Origin of the sequence: Prosthecobacter sp., assembly GCF_034366625.1 — a bacterium.
GTDB lineage: Bacteria > Verrucomicrobiota > Verrucomicrobiia > Verrucomicrobiales > Verrucomicrobiaceae > Prosthecobacter.
The window spans coordinates 131,443-153,789 of sequence record NZ_JAXMIH010000024.1 but is presented as its reverse complement, the minus strand read 5'-3'; the positions used below and the strand labels follow the sequence as shown (position 1 = coordinate 153,789).

Below are 22,347 nucleotides of genomic sequence, written 5' to 3'. Positions count from 1 at the left end.
GTGTTTGCCGATTTGAACGCGAACGGGCTGTTTGAGCCGGCTTCTGGTGAGACGGGCATTCCGAATGTTGGTGTGCAGTTGTTGGACAGCGGCGGCAGCGTTTTGATGAGCACCGTCACGGGTGCGGATGGGCGTTATTTGTTCGGCTCCTGTGCTCCTGGCAGCTATCGCGTGCGTGTGCCGGTGCCGTCATCCATCTACACGCTGGCGTCACCTGCGGACACGGCGGACAACGGTGAAGACAATGACAACAACGGCACTCAGTCGGGCGGCACGGGCTCCAGCGCGACCAGCCCGCTGATCACGCTCGCCACCGGCACGGAACCGGGATCGTCCGGCGGTACGAGTTTTGAAAACACCATCGACTTTGGTTTCCGTCCCTGCCCGAACATCGCCATTTCTCCGGCCACATTGGCTGCTGGCGTCGTCGGCACGGCCTATTCGCAGACCATGACGGCCGACGGCAGCAGCGCCACGCCTTACACCTGGAGCACGGTGTCCGGTTCACTTCCGGCGGGATTGAGTCTCGGAAGCAATGGTGTCATCAGCGGCACACCCACGGGCTCGACCAGCGGCGTGGACGGAGCCAGCGTCACCATTCGCGCGATGGATGCCGACACCTGCTACAAAGACCAGGTGCTCAGCATCAAGGTCTGCCCCGTCATCACCGTGAATCCCACCACGCTGCCCGTTCCGCTGATCGGTGTTCCTTACTCACAGACAGTCACGGTCAGCGGCACCACGGCCACTCCGGTGATCTTCAGTGTCACGGGATTGCCTGCATGGCTCAGCCTCGACCCGAGCACGGGTGCGCTGTCCGGCATGCCGAGCAATGCCGCCTCAGTGACCTTCACCATCACCGCAACGGATGCGAATCTCTGCTCCGGTTCACGCGAATACACACTGCCACCGGTTTGCCCGACGATCACAATCGATCCTGCCGTGCCTGCGGTTGCCAAAGTGGGGCAGGCTTATTCGCAGACGCTGACCGCATCGCCGCAATCCGGTCTGACCGGTCAATACTACACCGGCAAGAGCTTCGACACGCTCGTGCTGACCCGCCAGGACAGCTCGGTTGATTTCGACTGGACCAGTGGTTCGCCGCATGCCTCGGTTCCCGCTGACAATTTCTCCGTGCGCTGGAACGGTTTCATCCGGCCGTCTGCAACGGGCACGCACACCTTCCAATGCACGTCCGATGACGGCATCCGCCTCTGGGTCAACAACACGCTGATCATCGACCACTGGCAGGATCAGTCAGCCACGACATACAGCGCGACCCTTTCTTTGACGGCAGGAACGGTGGTGCCTGTCCGCATGGAATTTTATGAAAACGCAGGCTCGGCCGTCGCACGTTTGCAGTGGTCGGGGCCAACGCACACGATGCAGACGGTCACCGGCTGGCTCACGCATTCGTGGAGCATTGCCAGCGGCACTCTGCCCGCAGGACTTTCCCTTGATCCGGCCACGGGCATCATCAGCGGAACTCCAACGGTGGCGAATGGCATCGGTGTCAATGTGACCGTGCGTGCCACCGATCCCAGTGGCTGCGCCGGCACTCGTGTTCTGCCCTTCCAGGTTTGCCCGGTCATCACGCTCAATCCTTCCGCGCTGCCACCGGCGACGGTGGGCTTGGAATACCAGCAGACCGTGAGTGCCTCTGGGGGTGTCGCTCCTTATCAGTTCACCATCGCCAGCGGCTCGCTTCCAGTATGGTGTGCCTTGAATGCCAGCACGGGTGTGATTTCCGGCACTCCACCCGATGCCACTCGGATCACTTTCACCGTGCGTGCCACCGACGCGAACGGCTGCACAGGCACGCAGGCTTACACGCTTGATCCGCGCTGCTCGATCATCACGCTGACGCCGGCAACCCTCTCCAAGGCTACGGTGGGTACGGCTTACTCCCAGACTTTGACTGCTTCTGGCGGCACCGCGCCGCATTCCTTTGCCTTGAGCAGTGGCACGCTGCCAGATGGTCTTTCGCTTTCGAGTGAAGGCGTGATTTCGGGCACGCCGACGGCTGAAAATGCCGGAGGAACCAGCATCACCGTTCGCATCACGGATGCCGAAGGGTGTGTCGGCCTGGTGAGTCGTCAGGTGCAGGTCTGCCCGGTCATCACGCTCACTCCGGCCACACTTCCCGCGCCGGTGATTGGTTTCCCCTATGCACAAACATTGACCGCCAGTGGCAGCAGCGCCACGCCGCTGACATGGACTGCGAGCGGCCTGCCTGCCTGGTTGAGCATCGACAGCGGCACCGGTGTTCTCAGCGGCACCGCGACGACGTCCACACCCGTCACCTTCACTCTCACCGCGACGGATGCGAATGGTTGCCCAGGTTCGCGCTCCTACACGGTCATACCGGTCTGTCCGGTCATCACACTCGGCGGCATTCCGCCGTCCAATGGCTATCTCAACACCAGCTACTCGCAAACTCTCACTGCGAGCGGTGGAACCGCTCCCTATTCATTCGCGTTGATCAGCGGAACCTTGCCGCCGGGACTCACCATGGCCTCCGATGGCACGTTCAGTGGCACACCGACGACCCTCGGCAGCTACACCGTCACCGTACGTGCCACGGACGGCTACAACTGCCAGAGTACGACCAGCACCGTTACGTTCCTCGTCAAAGGCATGAGTTTGGGCAACCAGGTATGGATCGACATGAACGACGACGGTCTGCGCGGATCCATGGAAAGCGGTGTGCCGAACCTGCTCATGCAGTTGTGGTCGCCAGGCATCAACGGAGCGATGGACAACGGCGCTGGTGATGACGTGATGATCGGCTCCGCCAAAACCACAGACGCCAACGGCGTCTATCTTTTCAACAACCTCGCGCCGGGCATCTATTACGTGCGCATTCCTACACCGCCGACGTTTTATCCGAAGATCAGCACGAGCCAGGTGGCTCTCGACAATCGCGTCAACAATGACAACAACGGCCTCCAGTCTGTTTCCGGCGATCCGGTGGTTACACCATTGATCACGCTGTCTCCCACCACGGAGCCCGGCAGCGGCACCGATGGTGATGACACCGATGCCGACAGCACCATCGACATCGGCTTTGCCAACGCCAACCCGTGCCAGATCACCAATCTCATCGACAACCCCAGCTTTGAATTCCAGGGGCTTCCGAACACGACCGGCACATCGACGATGGTGCTCGGTTATGACGGCACGGGCACGTCGTTTGGTGCGAACATCAACGCATTCCAGTGGCTCGGCGGCACGAACGGCACCAGCGGCATCGGTGAGCCGGTGCAGCGCGTGCAGATCCTCTCTGGCAACAACGGCTCGCGCGTTTCCTGGATGGAGAGCGTGAAGAGCCGCCATGGCAAACGCATGCTGCTGCTGCAGGGGACCAACTCCTGTGCGAGCCTGCGTCCGGCAGGTGGTGGCGCCTGGAGCACGGTGTTGCTGCCGGGCAAGGAATACGAGCTGAGCGTCTGGGCCTCCAGCGCTTCAGCCGGCGCCGCCTCGATTCTGTGGGATCTCGGCGCGAACGCGCAGATTTTCCAGATCATCACCGGCGCGACACCGGGCATCTATCAGTACTACACCGTGCCACAGGGTGAAATGAGCGCCACGGCTCCAGGCGTGCAGCAGTGCTGCGGTTACAGCGGCGGCACGGTTTCTTATCCATCCTTCGGTGCGTCTGATTACAATGGCTGGACGGAAGCCTCGGCGAACGCGTTGCAGCCGGTGTGGCGGCAGTTCACTTACCGCTTCCGTGTTGCCAATGCGGCCACGCAGTCGCAGATCGACACGGCCACCATCGTTCTTTCCGGCGGCAGCAGCACGAATTCGGTGGCCGCCGACCTCGTGTATCTCTGCCAGGTCAGCCCTTCCGCCACACTCACCATTGGCAACCTCGTGTGGAATGATGCCAACAAGAATGGCGTGCGCGATACCGGTGCGTTCAGCGAAATCGGCATCGGCAGCGTCACGGTCGATCTTTTCCGCACCACCAATGACATCGCCGGTGACGCCGACGACCTCCTGATCGGCAGCACCACCACCAGTCCCACCGGTGCCTACAACTTCACCGGCCTCGCCGATGGCAAATACGTCGTGCGTGTCACACCTCCCGCAAGCATTCCCGCCACTGGTGGCAACGTGGTCATCGCCGACAACGGCATCAACAACGATAACAACGGTTCGCAACCCGGCGGGCCCGGCACTTACCTTTTCAGCCCGGTGATCAACCTTGGCATCGGTGCGGAACCGAACAATGACGGTGATGCCAACCCCGACACCGAACTCAGCATCGACTTTGGCCTGTTCACTGGCATCCAGCTCGGCAACCAGCTCTTTATCGACACCAATAACGACGGCGTCTTCAGCAGTGGCACGGAAACCGGTGCCGGCGCCGGTGTGACGGTGGAACTGCTCGATGGCTCGGTGAACACCGTCGTCGCCAGCACCACGACGAACAGTTCCGGCGTTTATGGATTCACCGTCTATCAACCTGCCGCGTATCGCGTGCGCATCCCCGCTCCGCCTGCGCTGTATCCGCTGGCCTCCGGTGTGGCCGACGGCTCGGACAATGGCGAGGACAACGACAGCAATGCGTTGCAGCCCGGTGGCATCAGCACGGCGGTGATCAGTCCGGTGATATCGCTGACCGCCGGTGGTGAACCTGGCGGCGCAGGCATCTCGAATATCGAAAACACCATCGACTTCGGTTTCCGTGGCTGTCCGACCATCACCATCAGCCCCGGCACTGTCGGCGTGGCAACGCAATACGTGGCCTATAATCCGCTCACACTCACCTCCAGTGGCGGCGCTGGTGGTTACTCGTATTCCATCAGCAGCGGCGGTCTGCCAAACGGCATGACCTTGAGCAGTGGCGGCGTCATCAGCGGCACACCGGGCGCATCCGCAGCGCCTGGAAGCTATGCCTTCACCGTGCGCAGCACCGACAGCCAGGGCTGTGCCGGCACGCAGAACTACACACTGACACTCATCAACGCGATCGTGACCGTCAGCCCGAGCACGCTGCCTTCCGCGACGCAGTATGCAGCATACACTCAAAACCTGCTGGCCTCTGGAGGCACCTCGCCCTACGCCTGGAGCGTCAGTCCTTCGGCTTTGAGCGGAACCGCTGTGTGGTGGCCGGGTGAAAACGGCGCGGCAGAAGTGGTGGCAGGAAACAACGGCGCATTGGTGAACGGCGTCGCCTTCACCGCAGGTCGGATCGGTCGCGCATTCCTTTTCGACGGCACCGATGATCACATGCAGGTGGCGGACCAGTCAGTCATGCGTCCGGCGCAGATCAGTCTTGAAGCCTGGGTGCGTCCGGCCAGTTCCACGCCGTTCGGTAATCGCATCCTCATCGCCAAAACCTCCAGCATCGCCTCGCCAGCGAATGGCTACGGCCTGCTTCAGAACAGCGGCACGAGTTCTGTGCGTTTCTGGATCAATGGCATCAGTTCGGTGGCGTCCACGTCGGAGTTTGTCGATGCGCCGGTGGTGGTGGACGACTGGAGTCATGTGGTGGCCACATACGACCTCACCAATCTGCGCATTTATGTCAACGGTGTGCAGATCGCCTCAAAAGCTTTCACTGCGGCCATCAGCCACTCTTCGCAGCCTCTGGTCATGGGCGGCAGCGCGACGGCGGGCACACACTGGAGCGGTGCGTTCGATGAACCGGTGATTTACAATCGTGCGATCAGCGCCGCCGAGGTGTTGTCACGCTACAACCTCACGAACAGCGGCAACTACGGCCTGCCGACCGGCCTGGCGCTCGACTCCGCGACCGGCATCCTGAGTGGAACGCCCACCGCCGTGCCGTCGAGCTATCCCTTCACCGTTCGCGCGAGCGATCTATACAGCGGCATCGGCATGCGTAGTTACACGCTCGCTGTCGCATGTCCGGTCATCGACATCACACCCAAGACGCTCGCGGACGCCACGCAGTATGCGGCTTACACCGCTGTCACGCTGAACGCGGCGGGTGGGACAGCGCCGTATCAATGGGACATCACCAGCGGGGCCTTGCCGACCGGCATGAGCCTGAGCAGCGCGGGGGTGATCAGCGGCACGCCGGGTTCCGCGCCCGCCACCTACTCGGTCACCGTGCGTGCGCGTGATGCGAACAACTGCGTGAGCACACAGGCGCTCAGCGTGCGCGTGGTCTGCCCGCCGATCATGCTCACTCCGTCCGCACTGCCAGACGCGCAGCAGTTTGCAGCCTACACAGCGGTGCTGCTGGATGGCACGGGCGGCAGCGCACCCTACACCTTCAGTATCGACAGCGGCGCCCTGCCCGCCGGCATGAGCATGACGAATGCCGGCCTGATCAGCGGCACACCGACCGCCACACCGGGTGATTATACCGTGGTGATTCGTGGCGCGGACAGTGTCGGCTGCTCGGGCACGCGCAGCTATACCGTGAGTGTGACCTGCCCGGTCATCGCCATTTCACCGTCATCACTGCCGAATGCACGCCAGTATCAGGCCTACAGCCAGACCTTGAGCGCCAGTGGCGGCAATCCGGCCTACACCTGGTCGCTGGAAAGCGGCAGCATGCCCGCAGGACTGGCCCTGAGCAGCGGCGGTGTCATCAGCGGTACGCCGACGGCACCGCCGGGCAGCTACAACTTCCGCGTGAAGGCCACCGACAGCTTTGGCTGCGCCGGCACGCGTGACTACACGCTCATCTTTGACTGCCCGCTCATCAGCATCACGCCCACAACGCTGCCGCAGGCCACGACGACGGAGCTGTACAGCCAGCAGCTCACCGCCAGCGGCGGCACCACGCCATATACTTGGTCGCTGGCGGCCGGGGCGCTGCCTGCGGGCATCACGCTGTCCTCGGCGGGATTGATCAGCGGCACCACGACCGCCGTCGGTTCCTTCAACTTCACCGTTCAAGCCAGCGATTTGAACGCCTGCGTGAAGCAGCAGGCGCTCTCCCTCGGTGTGAACTGCGCCGCGATCACGATCACGCCGGCCTCGCTGCCAACCGCAACCGTGGGCAACGCCTACTCGCAGCAGCTCAGCGCCAGCGGTGGCGTGGGCACGAAGACTTGGTCGCGCACCGGCGGGTCCTTCCCCACGGGCATGAGCATCTCGCCTTCCGGCCTGATCAGCGGCACACCGACGAGCACGCCGGGCAACTACAGCGTCACCCTCCAGGCGATGGATCAGAACAACTGCCCTGGTACCATCAATTATGTCATCACCCTGCAATGCCCGACGATCACCGTCTCACCGGCAACGGTGCCAGACGCGACGGTGGGAGTCAGCTACACGACCAATCTCACCGCAGGCGGCGGCACCGGACCGTACACTTGGAGCATTCCGGCGGGTTCCCTGCCTGCGGGTGTCGCTTTGAGCCCCTCGGGCAGTGTCAGTGGCACGCCGACGGCGGCAGGCAGCTTCTCCTTCACCGCCGAGGCACGTGATGTGTATGGCTGCATCGGCAGCGCCACGATCAGTTGCACGGTTGTCTGTCCGACGCTCACACTCAGCCCCGGCAGCCTGGCCTCGGGCTATCGTGGTGTGGCCTACAGCCAGACGGTCACGAGCAGTGGCGGTGTCGGGCCTTATAGCTATTCGCTCATCGCAGGCAGCCTGCCGCCGGGAGTGACGTTGAGCACGAGCACGGGAGCCATTAGTGGTACGCCGACCGCCGCAGGCAGCTACAGCTTCACGATTCGCAGCGTTGATTCCGCCACCTGTTCCGGCACGCGTGATTATGCCGTGGTGATCAATGGTCTGACACTGGGGAACCTCGTCTGGGATGATCTGGACCAGAGCGGCATGCGTGATGCCGGTGAACCTGGTCTCGCAGGTGTTTCTCTTCAGCTTTTCGCCACCACTGACACGGTGATCGGCAATGGCGATGACGTTTCGCAGGGCACGACGACCACGGACGGCTCCGGCGGTTACGCATTCACCGGTCTGGCACCGGGACGCTACTTTGTGCGTATCGCCACGCCACTCTCCACACACCCGATGTCATCCGGGGCGCAGGTGAGCACGGACAATGGCATCGATAACGATAACAACGGCGTGCAGGCAGGCGGGAAGGGGACGGTGGTCACTTCACCAGTCATCACGCTGGCCGTCGGACGTGAACCGGGAGACAACGCCGGTGGCACGGATGCGGACAACAGCCTCGACTTCGCCTTCCGCGCGGTTCCGGCCTCGATCACGAACCTCCTCGAATACGATTTGAATGCCACCAGCGGCGGTCTGCCGGCTCCGCCGAGCTTCAAGAGTCCCTGCGTCGTCAACGCGGCCAAGATCCAGATCGAGGACGACATGAACGGCCTCACCGACATCAGTGAACCGGCCAGCAACGGCCCGATCCGCAGCGGAGCGCTCTCCCGCCGCATGCGCGACTGGGATGCGGCCTACGACACGACCTACGATGCCACGCGCACAAGCATGACGCAGAATCGCGACAGCTTGTGGATTCGTTTAGACATGGATCCGACCGCCACAGGCAACATCGGCAACATCCTCTTTGATGTGTTCCGTGTCGGCTCCACCGCCCCGGTGCAGGGCAAGGTTCTGCTCACGTGGAAGGACGGATCCAATTACCGCACGGCGGTGACGAACAGCTTCACGCTGCCTTCGACAGGATCGTGGTATTCGATGAACCTCCCCTGGAGCAGCTTCATCGGCGGTGCGACTGCCGTGCCGACGGGCGCGGAACTCGCTGGCAAACCCTTCCTGCTCGAAATCTATCTCTGGGGTGGTGACGGCTCCGGTTACATCGACGTCGACAACATCCTGCTGCAAGGCAGCGCCACCTGCGATCCACCGGCGCTGTCACTCGGCGACTTTGTGTGGGCGGACACGAATGCGAACGGCATCAAGAATGCGCGTGAGCCGGGCCTGCCGAACCTGACCGTCGAACTGCTGCGCCCGGGTGCCGATGATCTCAGCAACACCGTCGATGATCAGCCGGTGGCCACCACCACGACAGATGCCAACGGTTACTACCTCTTCACCGGACTGCCTGCCGGTAAATATTTCGTGCGCATCCCGACGCCGTCCTCGCTCTGGCCGGTCGCTTCTCCTGCGGATGCGAATGACAATGGCGAGGACAACGACAGCAATGGTTTGCAGCCTGGCGGCACCGGCACCGCTGTCAGCAGCCCGGTCATCGACCTCGCCCTCAACAAGGAGCCGGGCAATCTCGTCAGCGGCAGCAACCAGGAGATGAGCATCGACTTCGGTTTCAGCGCCTCGCTCACCATTGGCAACCTGATTTGGTCCGACAATGACAACGACGGCGTGGTCGATGTCGGTGAAACTGGCGTGGAAGGCGCGCAGGCAGAACTTTTCAGCTCCACGGACACCACCGTGAACAACGGCGACGATGTGAAGGTGGGCAGCACGTTTGTCACGGCTGCGGACGGGCTTTACAGCTTCAGCGGTCTCGCTGCGGGCCGTTACTATGTGCGTGTCACTCCTCCCGCCACGCATCCACGTCGTAGCAGCACCAGCAGCAGCACTGACAACGGCATCGACAACGACAACAACGGCATCACGCAGTCGTCTTCCGGTGCCAGGATCTATTCTCCCATGGTCACGCTCTCCGCGCTGACCGAACCGGGCAATCTTCTCGCTCCTTTCGGCGGCAATGCCGACACCACCATCGACTTCGGCCTGCGTCCGACCTTCTGCAGCATTGGCAACCTGGTTTACAAGGACGGCAACAACAACGGCGTTTATAATTCCGCCGAAGGCGTCGGGGGCGTGCGTGTGGAGTTGCTCAACAGCTCCGGCGTCTTTGTTGCCAGCACCACGACGATCAGCAGCGGCAGTAATACTGGCCGTTACATCTTCAATAACGTGGTGCCTGGCTCTTACTACGTGCGCATTCCCGCCTCCGAATTCGCCAGCGGCAAGCCGCTGGTCAATTCCATCTCGATCTCACCTGCCTCCTCCACGGACAGCAACCTGGATGACAACATCGTGGGCAACGACGACGGCATCGACAACGCCCTTCCTGCCACCAACGGCATCACCAGCTCACTGATCGTGCTTCTGGACGATGAGGAGCCGATCAACAGCAATGGTGAAAGCGGCGCGTTCAACACCCTGGACGATGGCGATGATGATAACGGCAACATGACCGTGGATTTGGGCTTCAAGTCCTCCGGTCCTGCCGCCACCGGCTGCTATCACTTCCTGCTGGCGGATGTGAATCGTGATGGCGTCATCCACCAGACCACGGAACTGACGCCGGATCAGGCCTACGATTTCAATTATACGCCGACCATCGCACATCTCGACAGTCTGGACATGGTCTATGACGCGGCGCTGAGCCGTCTGGCCCTGGACGTGACGCTGAACCAGATCGGAGGCAGCAAGGTGGATGCCCTGCGTTTCCTCGTCAGCACCGGCTCTGATCCGGCCACCGCCGATCACGCCGTCGTGTATGTGGACGGTTTGAACCGCGCCAATCCGCAGGTGACGATCTACCGCCACGATCCGGCGCTCGGCTACGAAAGCTGGCAGATCGCCGCCAATCTCATGGTCAGCAGCGCATCCGGCAGCACCACCGCTTCCGACATCCTGCTGAAGCAGGTCACTGAAACCGGCGCATCCGTGCGCTTCCAATTCGTGCTGGATGTCAGCCGCGTGAACAACGCCAGCAACTGGGCGGCGCTCGGCATTAACGCCGGCACCTGGGAGGGCATCCAGGCCGGAGGCAATGCTGGAACCGTGCTGCGCATGATCGATCTGAACGCTGCACCGACCTACGATGCCAACGGCTGCCTGACCTCCTTTGCTTACACACCTGGAGCGACAACCGAGGGGGCGTTTGACACCGATCCCGCAGGCGTCTTCACCATCGCCACCGAACCATGCTCCGTTTCACCCTGGGTGAGCGTCGGCAACCTTGTCTGGAATGACACCAACAACAACGGCGTGCGTGACGGCACCGAACTCGGCATCAGCGGAGCCACGGTGCAACTCTTCAGCCCTGGAGCGGATGGCGTCATCGGTGGTTCAGGCCTGAATGCTGATGCACAGGTCGGCGCGAGCGTGGTCACCACCAGCACAGGCGGTTATATCTTCAGTAATCTCGTTCCAGGCAGGTATTACGTGCGTGTGACGCCTCCGCTGAGCATTCCTGGCAGCGGCGGTGTGGCTGTCGTGCTCGACAACGACATTGATGGCGACAACAACGGCGCGCAGCCGGGCGGCCCCGGCACGGCGGTGTTCAGTCCGGTGGTGGAGCTTGCCGTCGCACTCGAACCTGGATCTGCTGTGGATGGTGATGGCACCAACGGCAACAACACCATCGATTTTGGTCTCTTCACCGGCCTCACCGTGGGCGACCTCGTGTGGCGGGACACCAACAACAACGGCCTCAAGGACACCACCGAGTCCGGCGTCAGCGGTGTGCAGGTTGAACTCCTGAGCACAGGGGCCGACGGCCTCATCGGCGGCAGTGGAGCGGATGCAGATTCCGTCCTGCAAACCACTTCGACGCTGAGCACCGGCGCTTACAGTTTCAAAGTGTACACGGCAGGCAGTTATTTCGTGCGTCTGACGCCTCCGGCAGCGTACTCACTGGCCAGCAGTGCGGTCGTCACCACGGACAACGGTGTGAACAACGACAACAATGGCTCGCAGCCGGGCGGTGCGGGTTCGGACATCAAGAGCATGGTGTTTCAGCTCACAGCGGGTGGCGAACCCGGCAGCACGGGGGCGACGAACACGGAAAACACCATCGACTTTGGTCTGAACTCCTGCCCGGTGATCAGCATCACGCCTGCCACGCTGGCGGATGTGATGAAAGGTTCCACCTACAGCGCCACCTTCAGCGCTGCGGGCGGCAATTCTCCTTACACTTGGAGTATCACCAGCGGTGCGCTGCCTGCCGGACTTTCGCTTTCGAGCAGCGGTGTGCTCAGCGGCACCGTCACAGCCGCTCCGGCCACCTATAACTTCACTGTGCGTGTGCGTGATGCCTCCAACTGCGCCGCCACGCAGGCGATGACGTTGCGTGTGGTCTGCCCCACGCTTTCGCTGTCACCCGCCAGCCTTGCAGCCGTGGCACAAAATTCAGTCGTGAGCCAGCAGTTCACCGCCAGCGGTGGCACAGGGCCCTACACTTACTCGCGTGCGTCGGGCACGTTGCCGGTGGGTGTCGCCATTTCCTCCAGCGGCCTTCTCTCCGGAACCGTGACTGGAACGCCTGGCATCTATGGCTTTGTCATCCGCGCCGCAGATGCAAACGGCTGCATGGTGGACAACTCCATCAACTGGACCATCACCTGCCCGACGCTTTCCCTCACGCCCGCCACGCTGCCCGCCGCCGTGCAATACGTGGTCTATGCCCCGCAGACACTCAGCGCCAGCAATGGTTCGGCCCCGTATCAATGGAGCCTGAGCGGCACGCTGCCCGCTGGAATGAGCTTCAGCAGCAGCGGTGTGCTCAGCGGCACGCCGACCAGCGCTCCCGGCACTTACAACGTGACCATCACCGCCTTGGACGCCAACGGCTGCGCCGGTTCGGGCGTTTATCCCGTGGTGGTCAACTGCCCGGCCATCAGCATCACCGCTCCGGCGCTTCCATCCGGCACCAAGGGCGTGGAATATGCTCCGCAGCAGTTGGCGGCGGCGAACGGCACGGCACCATACACCTGGAGCCTTGTTTCGGGCACGCTGCCCGCCGGGTTGTCTCTGAGCAATGCGGGATTGATCTCCGGCACGCCATCGGCAGCACCTGCCACCTACAACTTTACCGTGCGCGCCACGGATGGCGTGAACTGCTCCGCCACGCTGCCGCTCCAGATCGTCATCGCGTGCCCGGTGCTCTCCATCGGCCCGGTTCCGCTGCCCACGGCGGTTCAATATGCCTCCTACAGCCAGAATCTGGCTGTCGGTGGCGGCACGGCTCCATACACCTGGAGTCTTGCCTCCGGTGTGCTGCCGACGGGCATGACGCTGTCCAGTGGTGGTGTGCTCAGCGGTGCGCCCACCAGCCTGGGCAGCAGCACCTTTGTGGTGCGTGCGACGGATGCGGAAAACTGCACCGCGACCCAGCAGTACACCTTCACGGTGGACTATCCGCCCATCACGATCCTGCCGCCCACGCTGCCGGATGCCACGCGCCTCGTCCCCTACTTCCAGCAGATCACCGCCACAGGCGGCACCTCGCCTTATACCTTCAGCAAACTCACCGGCAATCTGCCCTCCGGCATCAGCATCTCCTCCACAGGAGTCATCTCCGGCACCACCACGGCCGCTCCCGGCGCCTATTCCTTCACCGTGCAGGCGCTGGATGCGAACGGCGCACCTGGCACACAGCCCTACACGATCACCATCCGCTGCCCGGATTTTGTCATCTCGCCTTCCACACTTTCCAATGGAACCGTGGGCACCGCCTACTCCGCACCGTTGAATGCTACGGGTGGCAGCGCGCCTTATGTGTGGAGCGTGGTCAGCGGCACACTGCCGCCGGGGCTCTCGCTCAGCTCCAACGGCATCATCTCAGGCACTCCCAGCCAGGCGACGACCGCCTCGTTCACGGTGGAAGCGCGGGATGCGTTCGATTGCGTCAAGACACTGCTCTACACGCTCACGGTGAACTGCCCGTCCATCAGCATCACTCCGGCCACGCTGTCAGATGCTTACTATGGCACGCCTTACAGCCAGCAGTTGAGTGTCAGCGGCGGCACCGGACCTTACACCTGGAGTGTGATCGCCGGTTCGCCGCCAGCAGGCATCACTTTGTCGTCCGCTGGATTGATTTCCGGCACGTCGCAGGTGTACGGCACGGCCAGCTTCACCGTGCGTACCACGGACACCTACGGTTGCTCCTCCACGCAGTCCTATTCACTGCTCGTGAAGGGGCTGAGCCTCGGCGATGTCGTGTTTGAAGACACCAACTTCAACGGCACTCGGGACATTGGTGAGCCTGGCATCAAGGACATCACGGTGGAACTTTGGGATCCGGGTGCGGATGGTGCCATTGGCGGCAGCGGCCCGAACAGCGATCTCATGCTCCGCAGCACCACCACTGGTGCGCTGGGGCAGTATTATTTCGACGATCTGCAGCCCGGCGCTTTCTTCCTGCGCGTGCTCATGCCCACCGCGCTGAACATCCCCGGCGGCAATCCGGTGAATCTCGACAACGGCATCGACAACGACAACAACTCCGCCCTGCAGCCCGGCGGTCCTGGCAGTCCAATCTTCTCGCCCATCATCACACTCTCCACCGGCGCAGAGCCGACTGTGGATGATGCTGACCCTGACACCGATTACACTCTCGATTTCGGCATCTTCCGAGGCATGAGCGTCGGCAACCTCGTCTGGCAGGACACCAACGACAACGGCCTCCGTGACAACGGCGAACCCGGCATCGATGGTGTCAATGTGGAACTGTGGGCGGCAGGGGAGGATGCCCGCATCGGCGGCACGGATGATGTTCTGCTGAGAACCACCACCACGAGTGGCGGTGGCGCGTATCTTTTCACCGCGCTGCCCCCGCTGAAGGTCTATGTGCGCATTCCTACACCACCTGCCGCACAGCCGCTTTCGAGCAGCACCACCACCTTCATGGATAATGGGGTCGATGATGATGACAACGGCCATCAGGTCAATGGCGGGGCCGTGTACAGTCACATCATCACGCTGACCGCTGCCGATGAACCAGGCACCGGTGGAGGCACCTATGACGAGACCACGGTCGATTTTGGCTTCCTGAATGTGAACCCCAGCATCTATGTCTCCGCCACTCAGGCTGACAGCGTTCAAACTTTCGATGCCACCACCGGCCTTTATACCGGATCGCTTGTGTCCGCTTTCGGCAGCAGCCTCAGCCAGGGCAATGCGGACTATGGTGATGTGCCTTATGCCATGGAGCTCGGCCAGGACGGCAACTGGTACGTCGCCCACTACGGCGCGAGCAACATCCGCAAAATCAGCCCCTCCGGCACGGACCTTGGTCCCGTGCTCGACAACTCCACCGCCAGTGTGAGCTTGATCGCCCAGTTTACCATCGGCCCCGATGGCAATTTCTACGTCGTCGATGTGAATGGTGGTCGCATCGTGCGCTTCCAGGGCCCTTCGGGATCGACACCCGGTGCTCCGATGGGCGTCGCGCCCTACACATTCATCTCTCAGGGCGGTGTCGAGGACATCAACTTTGGTCCGGACGGCAATCTCTATCTCATTGTGCAGACCAGTGCTGTGCGTGAGGTGCGCCGTTACAACGCCACCACCGGCGACCTGCTTGGCACCATTGTCACTGACACGCAGCTTTTGGACATGGTCCCAGGCGGCCAGTCCATTGCGCTCATCTCCGGCATCGACATCGAAGGCAGCACGCTTTACGGCGTGAACCGCAGCGATGGCGAAATCTTCAGCGTGGATCTGACCACGCCTGCAGCACCCGGGCTGCCGCAGCTCGTTGCCACCATCTCCAGCGCAGGCATGGGCGAGGTGGACACACGCGATGTCGAGTTCAACCCTGCCAACAACCAGCTTTACATCTCCGGCTATCACTGGGGCAAGCCGGTCAATGCCGGCACCTACATCAGTGGTGCGTTGCTCCGTGTCGATGTCTCCGGCGCTCCGAATGGCACCGTCAGCGTTCACGAAGTTCCCATTCCGCGGCCACCGGGTCCAAATAATGAAATCTGGGCCGGTCCGCGTGACCTTGCGATTGGCCGTCCGTTCGCTCCGTTGCCGGATTCTGTTTCCATTGGTTCCGTGATCTGGAACGACCTTGATGCGGATGGCATTCAGGACGCGGGAGAGCCTGGAATCCCAGGCGTGCGTGTCGAACTCTGGCATGATGCGAACGGCAGCTCTGTGGATGGAGCGGAACTGCTCATCGGCTGGACCTACTCCGACACGAACGGTCATTATTACTTCTCCGGCCAGGCTCCGGGCGTGTATCAGGTGCAGATTCCAGAATCCAACTTTGTGGATGGCCTGCCGCTTGCAGGCAGCGGTTACAGCAGTCCCATCAGCTCCATTCTGGATGATCAAATCGACGGTGATGACAGTGGCCGCCAGCCTGACGGGCCGAAAACGGAAGTGAAAAGCCCGCTCATTACGCTCACGCCAGGCACGGAGCCGCTCGGCAACGGCACCACGGGAGCCGAGCACGCACGCGGCGGTGAAATCGACAACTACACCGTCGATGCCAACGGCGACATGACCGTGGACTTTGGTTTCGTCGAACCCGGCATCATGGGCATTGGCAACTTGGTTTATGTCGATGCCAACGGCAACAACCGCTTCGACGTGGGCGAAGGCAGGGACGACGCGGTGATCGAACTCTATCGCTGGGGGGACACACCTGGCGTCACCCAGCCCGTCGCCATCACCACCACGGCCAATGGCGGCGTCTTCCTCTTCAGCAATCTCTGGCAGGGGCAGTACTTCATCCATCTGCCGGCGCCTCAGTTTGAGTTCACCGGCAGTCTGCGCGGTCTGTTCAGCCTTCCCGGCTTCTCGACCGGTGACGATGACACGGGTGAAGACTCGCTCGATTCAGAGGAGCCTTGGGTCACCGGCATCAGCAGTGGCGTGATCAACCTCGTGCGCGAGGAGGCCCCCACCGATGACGGCATCGAGACCGGTTACGACTCCTCCACCGATCTCGACGACTTCAACATCAACCTCACCGTCGATATCGGCCTCTTCCGCCCTGTGGCCCTCGGCAATCTCGTGTTCGCCGACAACAACTCCAGCGGTGGTTTTGACACGGGAGAGGGCCTCCCAGGTGTGCGCATGGAACTCTACACCGACACCCAGTTCCCCGGCGTGGACAACCCGATGGCCTTCACCACCAGTGATTCTGAAGGCCGCTATGGTTTCAACTTCCTGCGTCCAGGCAACTACATGGTTCACATTCCGGCCTCGCAGTTCCAGTCTGGCGGACCGCTGTATCAGCGGATCAGCATTCTCGAAGGACTCGTCGGTGACGACGATGTTGGCGAAGACGGCATCAACAATGGCGATACAGTCGTCAACGGAGTCTCCTCCCTCGTCATCAGCCTGTTCCCGGGCAACGCACCCACCGATGACAGTGGTGAGACCGGCTTTGAAAGCACGGGCGACAATCAAATCGATGCAGCGGTCGATCTTACCATCGACTTCGGCTTCCAGACGCCTGTGGGTGTCGGCAATCTCGTTTACATCGACAACAACGAGAACGGCATCGCCGACACTGGCGAGGGGATCGATGGCGTGACGGTGGAGCTTTATCGTGGCAACCAGACACCTGGGTTCGGCATCCCGCTCTTCACCCGCATTACCAGCGGTGGTGGCAGGTACTTCTTCGATTCCCTGCCTGCGGGCAGTTACATCCTGCACATTCCCTATTCTGAGTTCGAGCCGGGGCATGTGCTCAATGGATTGGATTCCTCCGCAGGTGCCGGCAATGTCACCGCTGTCGTGGATGACGACGCACCCGAGAACGAAAACGGCATTGATGACCCCACGCCGTTCCTCAATGGCATCTCCAGCGCGGTCTTCAGCCTCGCGGTGAACTCCGAGCCAACGGATGCCAATGGTGAAAGCGGCTCCTTCAATGACATCGACGCCTTCGATGACGACAATTTCAACCTCACCCTGGATTTTGGTTTTGCCCCCTCGAATCCCAACGGCGTCGGCGTTGGCAACCTGGTCTTCCTCGATCTCAATGGCAATGGCCTCTATGATGCGGGCGAAGGCATGGATGGTGTCAAAGTGCAGCTCTTTGCCGCCTCGGCCGATCCGCTCACTGGCAATCCCCTCGCCACCGTGATCACCAGCAATGGCGGCGGCTATCTCTTCAGCAACCTCTCCGAAGGTGATTACCAGGTCTTCATTCCGCCTTCAGAATTTACCCCCGGCAAACCGCTCTCCGGCTGGCGTTCGCTGCCTGGTGATGGTGGTGACAACGGCATTGATGACAATCTGGATGAAAACGGCGTCGATGTGATTGATCCGTCCACCACCGGCATCGTTTCGGCAGCCTTCCATCTGGCGCCTGATGGGGAGCCCACCAACTCGCTCGGTGAATTTGGTCACAACGCCTACAGTGACGATGTGAATGATGACAACGCCGACCTGACCATCGATTTCGGCTTCTTCCGCTCCGTCGCCGTCGGCAACCTCGTGTTCATCGACGCCAACTACAACGGTCGCGCTGATGCGGCTGAGGGCGTCGGCGGGGTCACTCTCGAAATCTACCGCGAAGACATGGTTGTTCCGTTTGATGCGCCTGTTACCACCACCACCAGCGCGGCCGACGGCACCTATCTGTTCACCGATCTCCCGCCAGACAGGTACTTTGTGCGTGTGCCAGCAGTGGAGTTTGACTTCGGCATGCCGCTCTACGGCCAGGCCAGCGTGCTTGGCGCGCAGACGGGTGATGACAATCTCGGTGAGGATGGTGTTGATGACGGCAGTCCGTCTTGGAACGGAATTCAGACCGCCGTGTTTGAACTCGGCCCCGCCAGTTCTCCGACTGGAAGCCAGGAGAGCGGCCATCTTGGTTCCAGCGATGACATCGACGATGCGGCCACCAACCTGACCATCGACCTTGGCTTTGTGCCGCGTGTCTCCATCGGCAATCTGGTCTTTAATGACGCCAACAATGACGGCATCTTCGATCCGAACGTCGAATACGGCATCGATGGTGTCACGGTTGAGCTTTGGTCGAATCAAACCAGCGCCACGATGGCTGTTGCCACCGCGACCACGTTTGGTGGTGGCCTTTACAACTTCAATGTGGCTCCCGGCGGCTACCACATCCGCATTCCTGCCTCCAGCTTTGCCGAAGGCGGCGCTCTGGCCAATCGGGTGCCATCGAAGCCCGTTGCGGCGGGTTCCGGCATCATCACCACCACTGAGGGTGATGACGACACTCTGCAGGATGGCTACACCACCGGCTCCGTGCTCGTCGAAGGCGCGCGCACGGCCCTCTTCACTCTTCTGCCAGGCAATGCGCCGACCCTGGCCACCACGGAGACCGGTTATCTCTCCGAATCCGATGACTTTGACGATGCGAATGTCGATTTGACCGTCGATCTCGGCTTCTCGCCGAAGCCGCTGAGTGTCGGCAACCTCGTCTTCCGTGATTTAAATTCCAATGGCACTTATGATGGCGATGACTTCGGTGTGCCGGGCGTGAAGGTGCGTCTTTACAGGTTTGGTGATGATCCTTCCAACGAAGGCACTGTTCCAGTGATGGAGACCACCACAAGCCTCGACGGCACCTATCTCCTGAACGCCTATGAGGCCGGTCAATACTTCATGCACATTCCCGCTTCCGAGTTCGCTGGCAGTTCGCTCCTGGCCGGCACCACCTCCATCCCAGGCTTCGGGGATGATGATGGCATGGACGACGATGCGAACGAAGACGGTCTGGATGCAACGAATCCTGACGTCACTGGCGTCAGCTCCATTGTCTTCGAACTCGCCTACGACACCGAGCCACAGGATGACTCCGGGGAAACGGGCTTCCTTGCCACTCAAGATGCTTTCAATGAGGGCGACGCGGACCTCACCATCGACTTTGGCTTCACCGGTGGTGTCCTGCCGGATCTGATGAGCATCGGCAACCTTGTCTTCAACGATGCCAACAACAACGGCGTCGCCGATGCTGGCGAAGGCGTGCCCGGTGTATGGATGCTGCTGTATGCAGGCACTGGAACCGCAGGATCCACCAGTTCCATCCGCAGCACCTACACGGACGTGAACGGCCGTTACTTCTTCACCAATCTGAGCCCGGGCACTTACACCGTCCACGTCGCCGCAGACAATTTCAAGGAGTCGATCAGCATCAATGGTGGTCCCGTAGGGTCAGGGCCGCTGTACCTCACCACCTCACTGCGCGGCCATCAGGCAAGCATGGGCGACGATGATATCGGTGAGGATGGCATCGACGTGCAGAATCCCGAGCAGGTCGGTGTCACCTCGCTTCCCACCACTCTCACGGCCAATGCGGCGCCGACTGGCGGCCTCGAAAGCGGCTTCCAAGGAACGAGCGATGATGCCAGCGACGAACGCGTGGACCTCACCGTTGACTTCGGCTTCGCCACCCGTCTCGGTGTCGGCAATCTTGTGTTCCGTGATGAAAATGCTGACGGCAAATTCCAGACCGGCATCGACAGCGGCATTGCGGGCATCACCGTGGAACTCGTCCACATTGACGGCACCACCAGTCAGGAGTCCGTCATTGGCACCACGACGACGGACATCACCGGCGCTTATGTTCTCTATGGCCCGCCGGCCCTTGCTCCGCAAACCTACAAAGTGCGCATCCCCGCCTCGCAGTTCATCACCGCCGGACCGCTGAATTTCCTCGTGCCAAGCATCACCACCACCACCGGTTATGACGACAACTTGAATCAAAACGCCCAGCCTGCCACCAGCCCTGAGATCACCGGTGTCTTTACCACCAGCTACTCCACCATCCCTAGCACCCTGCCCACTGATGCGGATGGTCGCGAGGCCGGTTTCGACAAGACCAGCGACAATGCTGACGATGCCAACAACGATCTCACCTTCGATTTTGGCCTCAAGCCGAAAGCCCTCATGGTCGGCAATTTGGTCTTCCGTGATGTCAACGCCAACGGCACCTATGAATCCGGCATTGATCTGCCGGTGCCGGATGTGACGGTGCGTCTGTTCCAGCAGGCGCAGGCAGTCACCGACACACCGGTTTCGGAGGCGGTCACGGCATCCAACGGCACCTATCTGCTCTACGCCCCCTCAGCGGCGGCCTATTATGTGCATATTCCTGCCACCATGTTCGCCACCGGTGCGCCGCTCAATGGCATGACCACCGTGACCGGCACCGGCAACGTTCTTCTCACCACCACCGCCGACAGCGGCAAGGATGACCGCTTTGATGAAAATGGCGTGGATGACATCTCACCTGCGGCCAACGGCATCTCCTCCGGTCTCATCAACCTTGCCTATGGCAGCATGCCGGTGAACAGCAGCCCGACCTCCAGTGCGGGTGAAAACGGCTACGAAGCCTTTTTGGACGATGCGGCGGACGCCTCCGGCATCATGACGATCGACTTCGGCTTCGAAGTGCTCGCCGGACAGCCAAACGCTGCGCACGTGCAGCGCAATCTTGCCGGCAATGATGCGGAGTCCGCATCTCCGTCCACCTTCACCGCCTGGCAGTCGCAGCACAATCTGGGCGGCCTCAACAACCCGAATGATGATCCTGATACGGACGGTCTGACGAACCTGATGGAATACGCGCTCGGCTCCGCAGCTGACAATGGCCTCGGTGTTTCACGCTTCCTTCTGGAACACAACACGGTCACCGGTGCCATCGACGGGCTGCTCACGCGTCCTGCGGGCGAGCATCGCGATCTGCGCTACATCCTCGAAGGCAGCAATGATCTCGTCGTGTGGACGGCGCTCACCATCACGCCTGCTGCCAAAGCTAACGCAGATCAGACCGAAACACTGCGCTTCGCCAATGTCACCACCACCTTCCTGCGCCTCAAAGTCACGCTTGATGCCGACCTCGACGGCACATCTGAGGCCAGTGCCGTGACGGGGGCACAAGGCTGGTCACAGAGGCTGTTCCAGGCCGGTCGCCAGACGCTTTCCATGCCGTTGCTGCAGCCCGCCATTTACACCGGCAAAGTCAGCTCCATCAGTGGTCGCATCGCCGTGCTCAACACAAACGGCATCGACATCCGCACTCACTTGCAGAATGGCGTGAGCTACTACGCTGAGGTGCTCGACGGCGCTCTGGCCGGACGCAGCTTTGACATCGACACCACCGCCTCCACTGGCAGCACGATCACGCTCACCACCGTCGCCGAGACCACCATGACCGGCGCACGCCTCCGCATCCGTCCGCATTGGACGCTCGGAGCGCTGCTGCCTGCGGATGTCCTCCAGCCTGCGTCTGCGGCGGAAGAAGCGGACCGCGTCATGTTCTTCGATGCCACTGCAGGTCGCTTCCAGGTTGTCTGGCTGCAATCCGCCACCGCTGCGCCGCAGTGGGTGGTCGATGGCGGCTCCACGCTTGCCGATGTCTCCACCCGCGTCATCCCTCCGCAGGAAGGCATGTTCGTGCAGATTCGCAGCACTCCGGCCACGCTCACCTTCCTTGGCGAGGTCCGCACCGCCCCGCTTGCGCTGCCGCAGACTGCGGGCACACAACTTCTCGGCACCGGCCTCGCCACCCCGCAGGCTCCTGGCGTGCAGACACACACCAGCGGCTCACGCCTCCGTCTGTGGAGTGGCGATGCCGACCCTGCTTCTGCCGCCTATCAAAACTACCTGCTCAATCCACAGTCGCAGTGGATCGACGAGTCCACCGGCCTTGAGGTCACCACCCAGCCGCTGCTGGATGCCTTCCGGGCTTTCTTCCTCGTCAAACCGTGA

General features: G+C 61.6%; 1 protein-coding gene (only partly in view). It reads left to right on the top strand.

The annotated features are described in order from the left end of the window. On the top strand, window positions 1–22,347 hold the 3' portion of the coding sequence (locus U1A53_RS24160; protein WP_322284445.1) for an SdrD B-like domain-containing protein. 11,220 nt of this gene lie to the left of the window's left edge; the window shows 22,347 of its 33,567 coding nt (coding positions 11,221–33,567); its start codon lies beyond the left edge, outside the window; the stop codon is at window positions 22,345–22,347.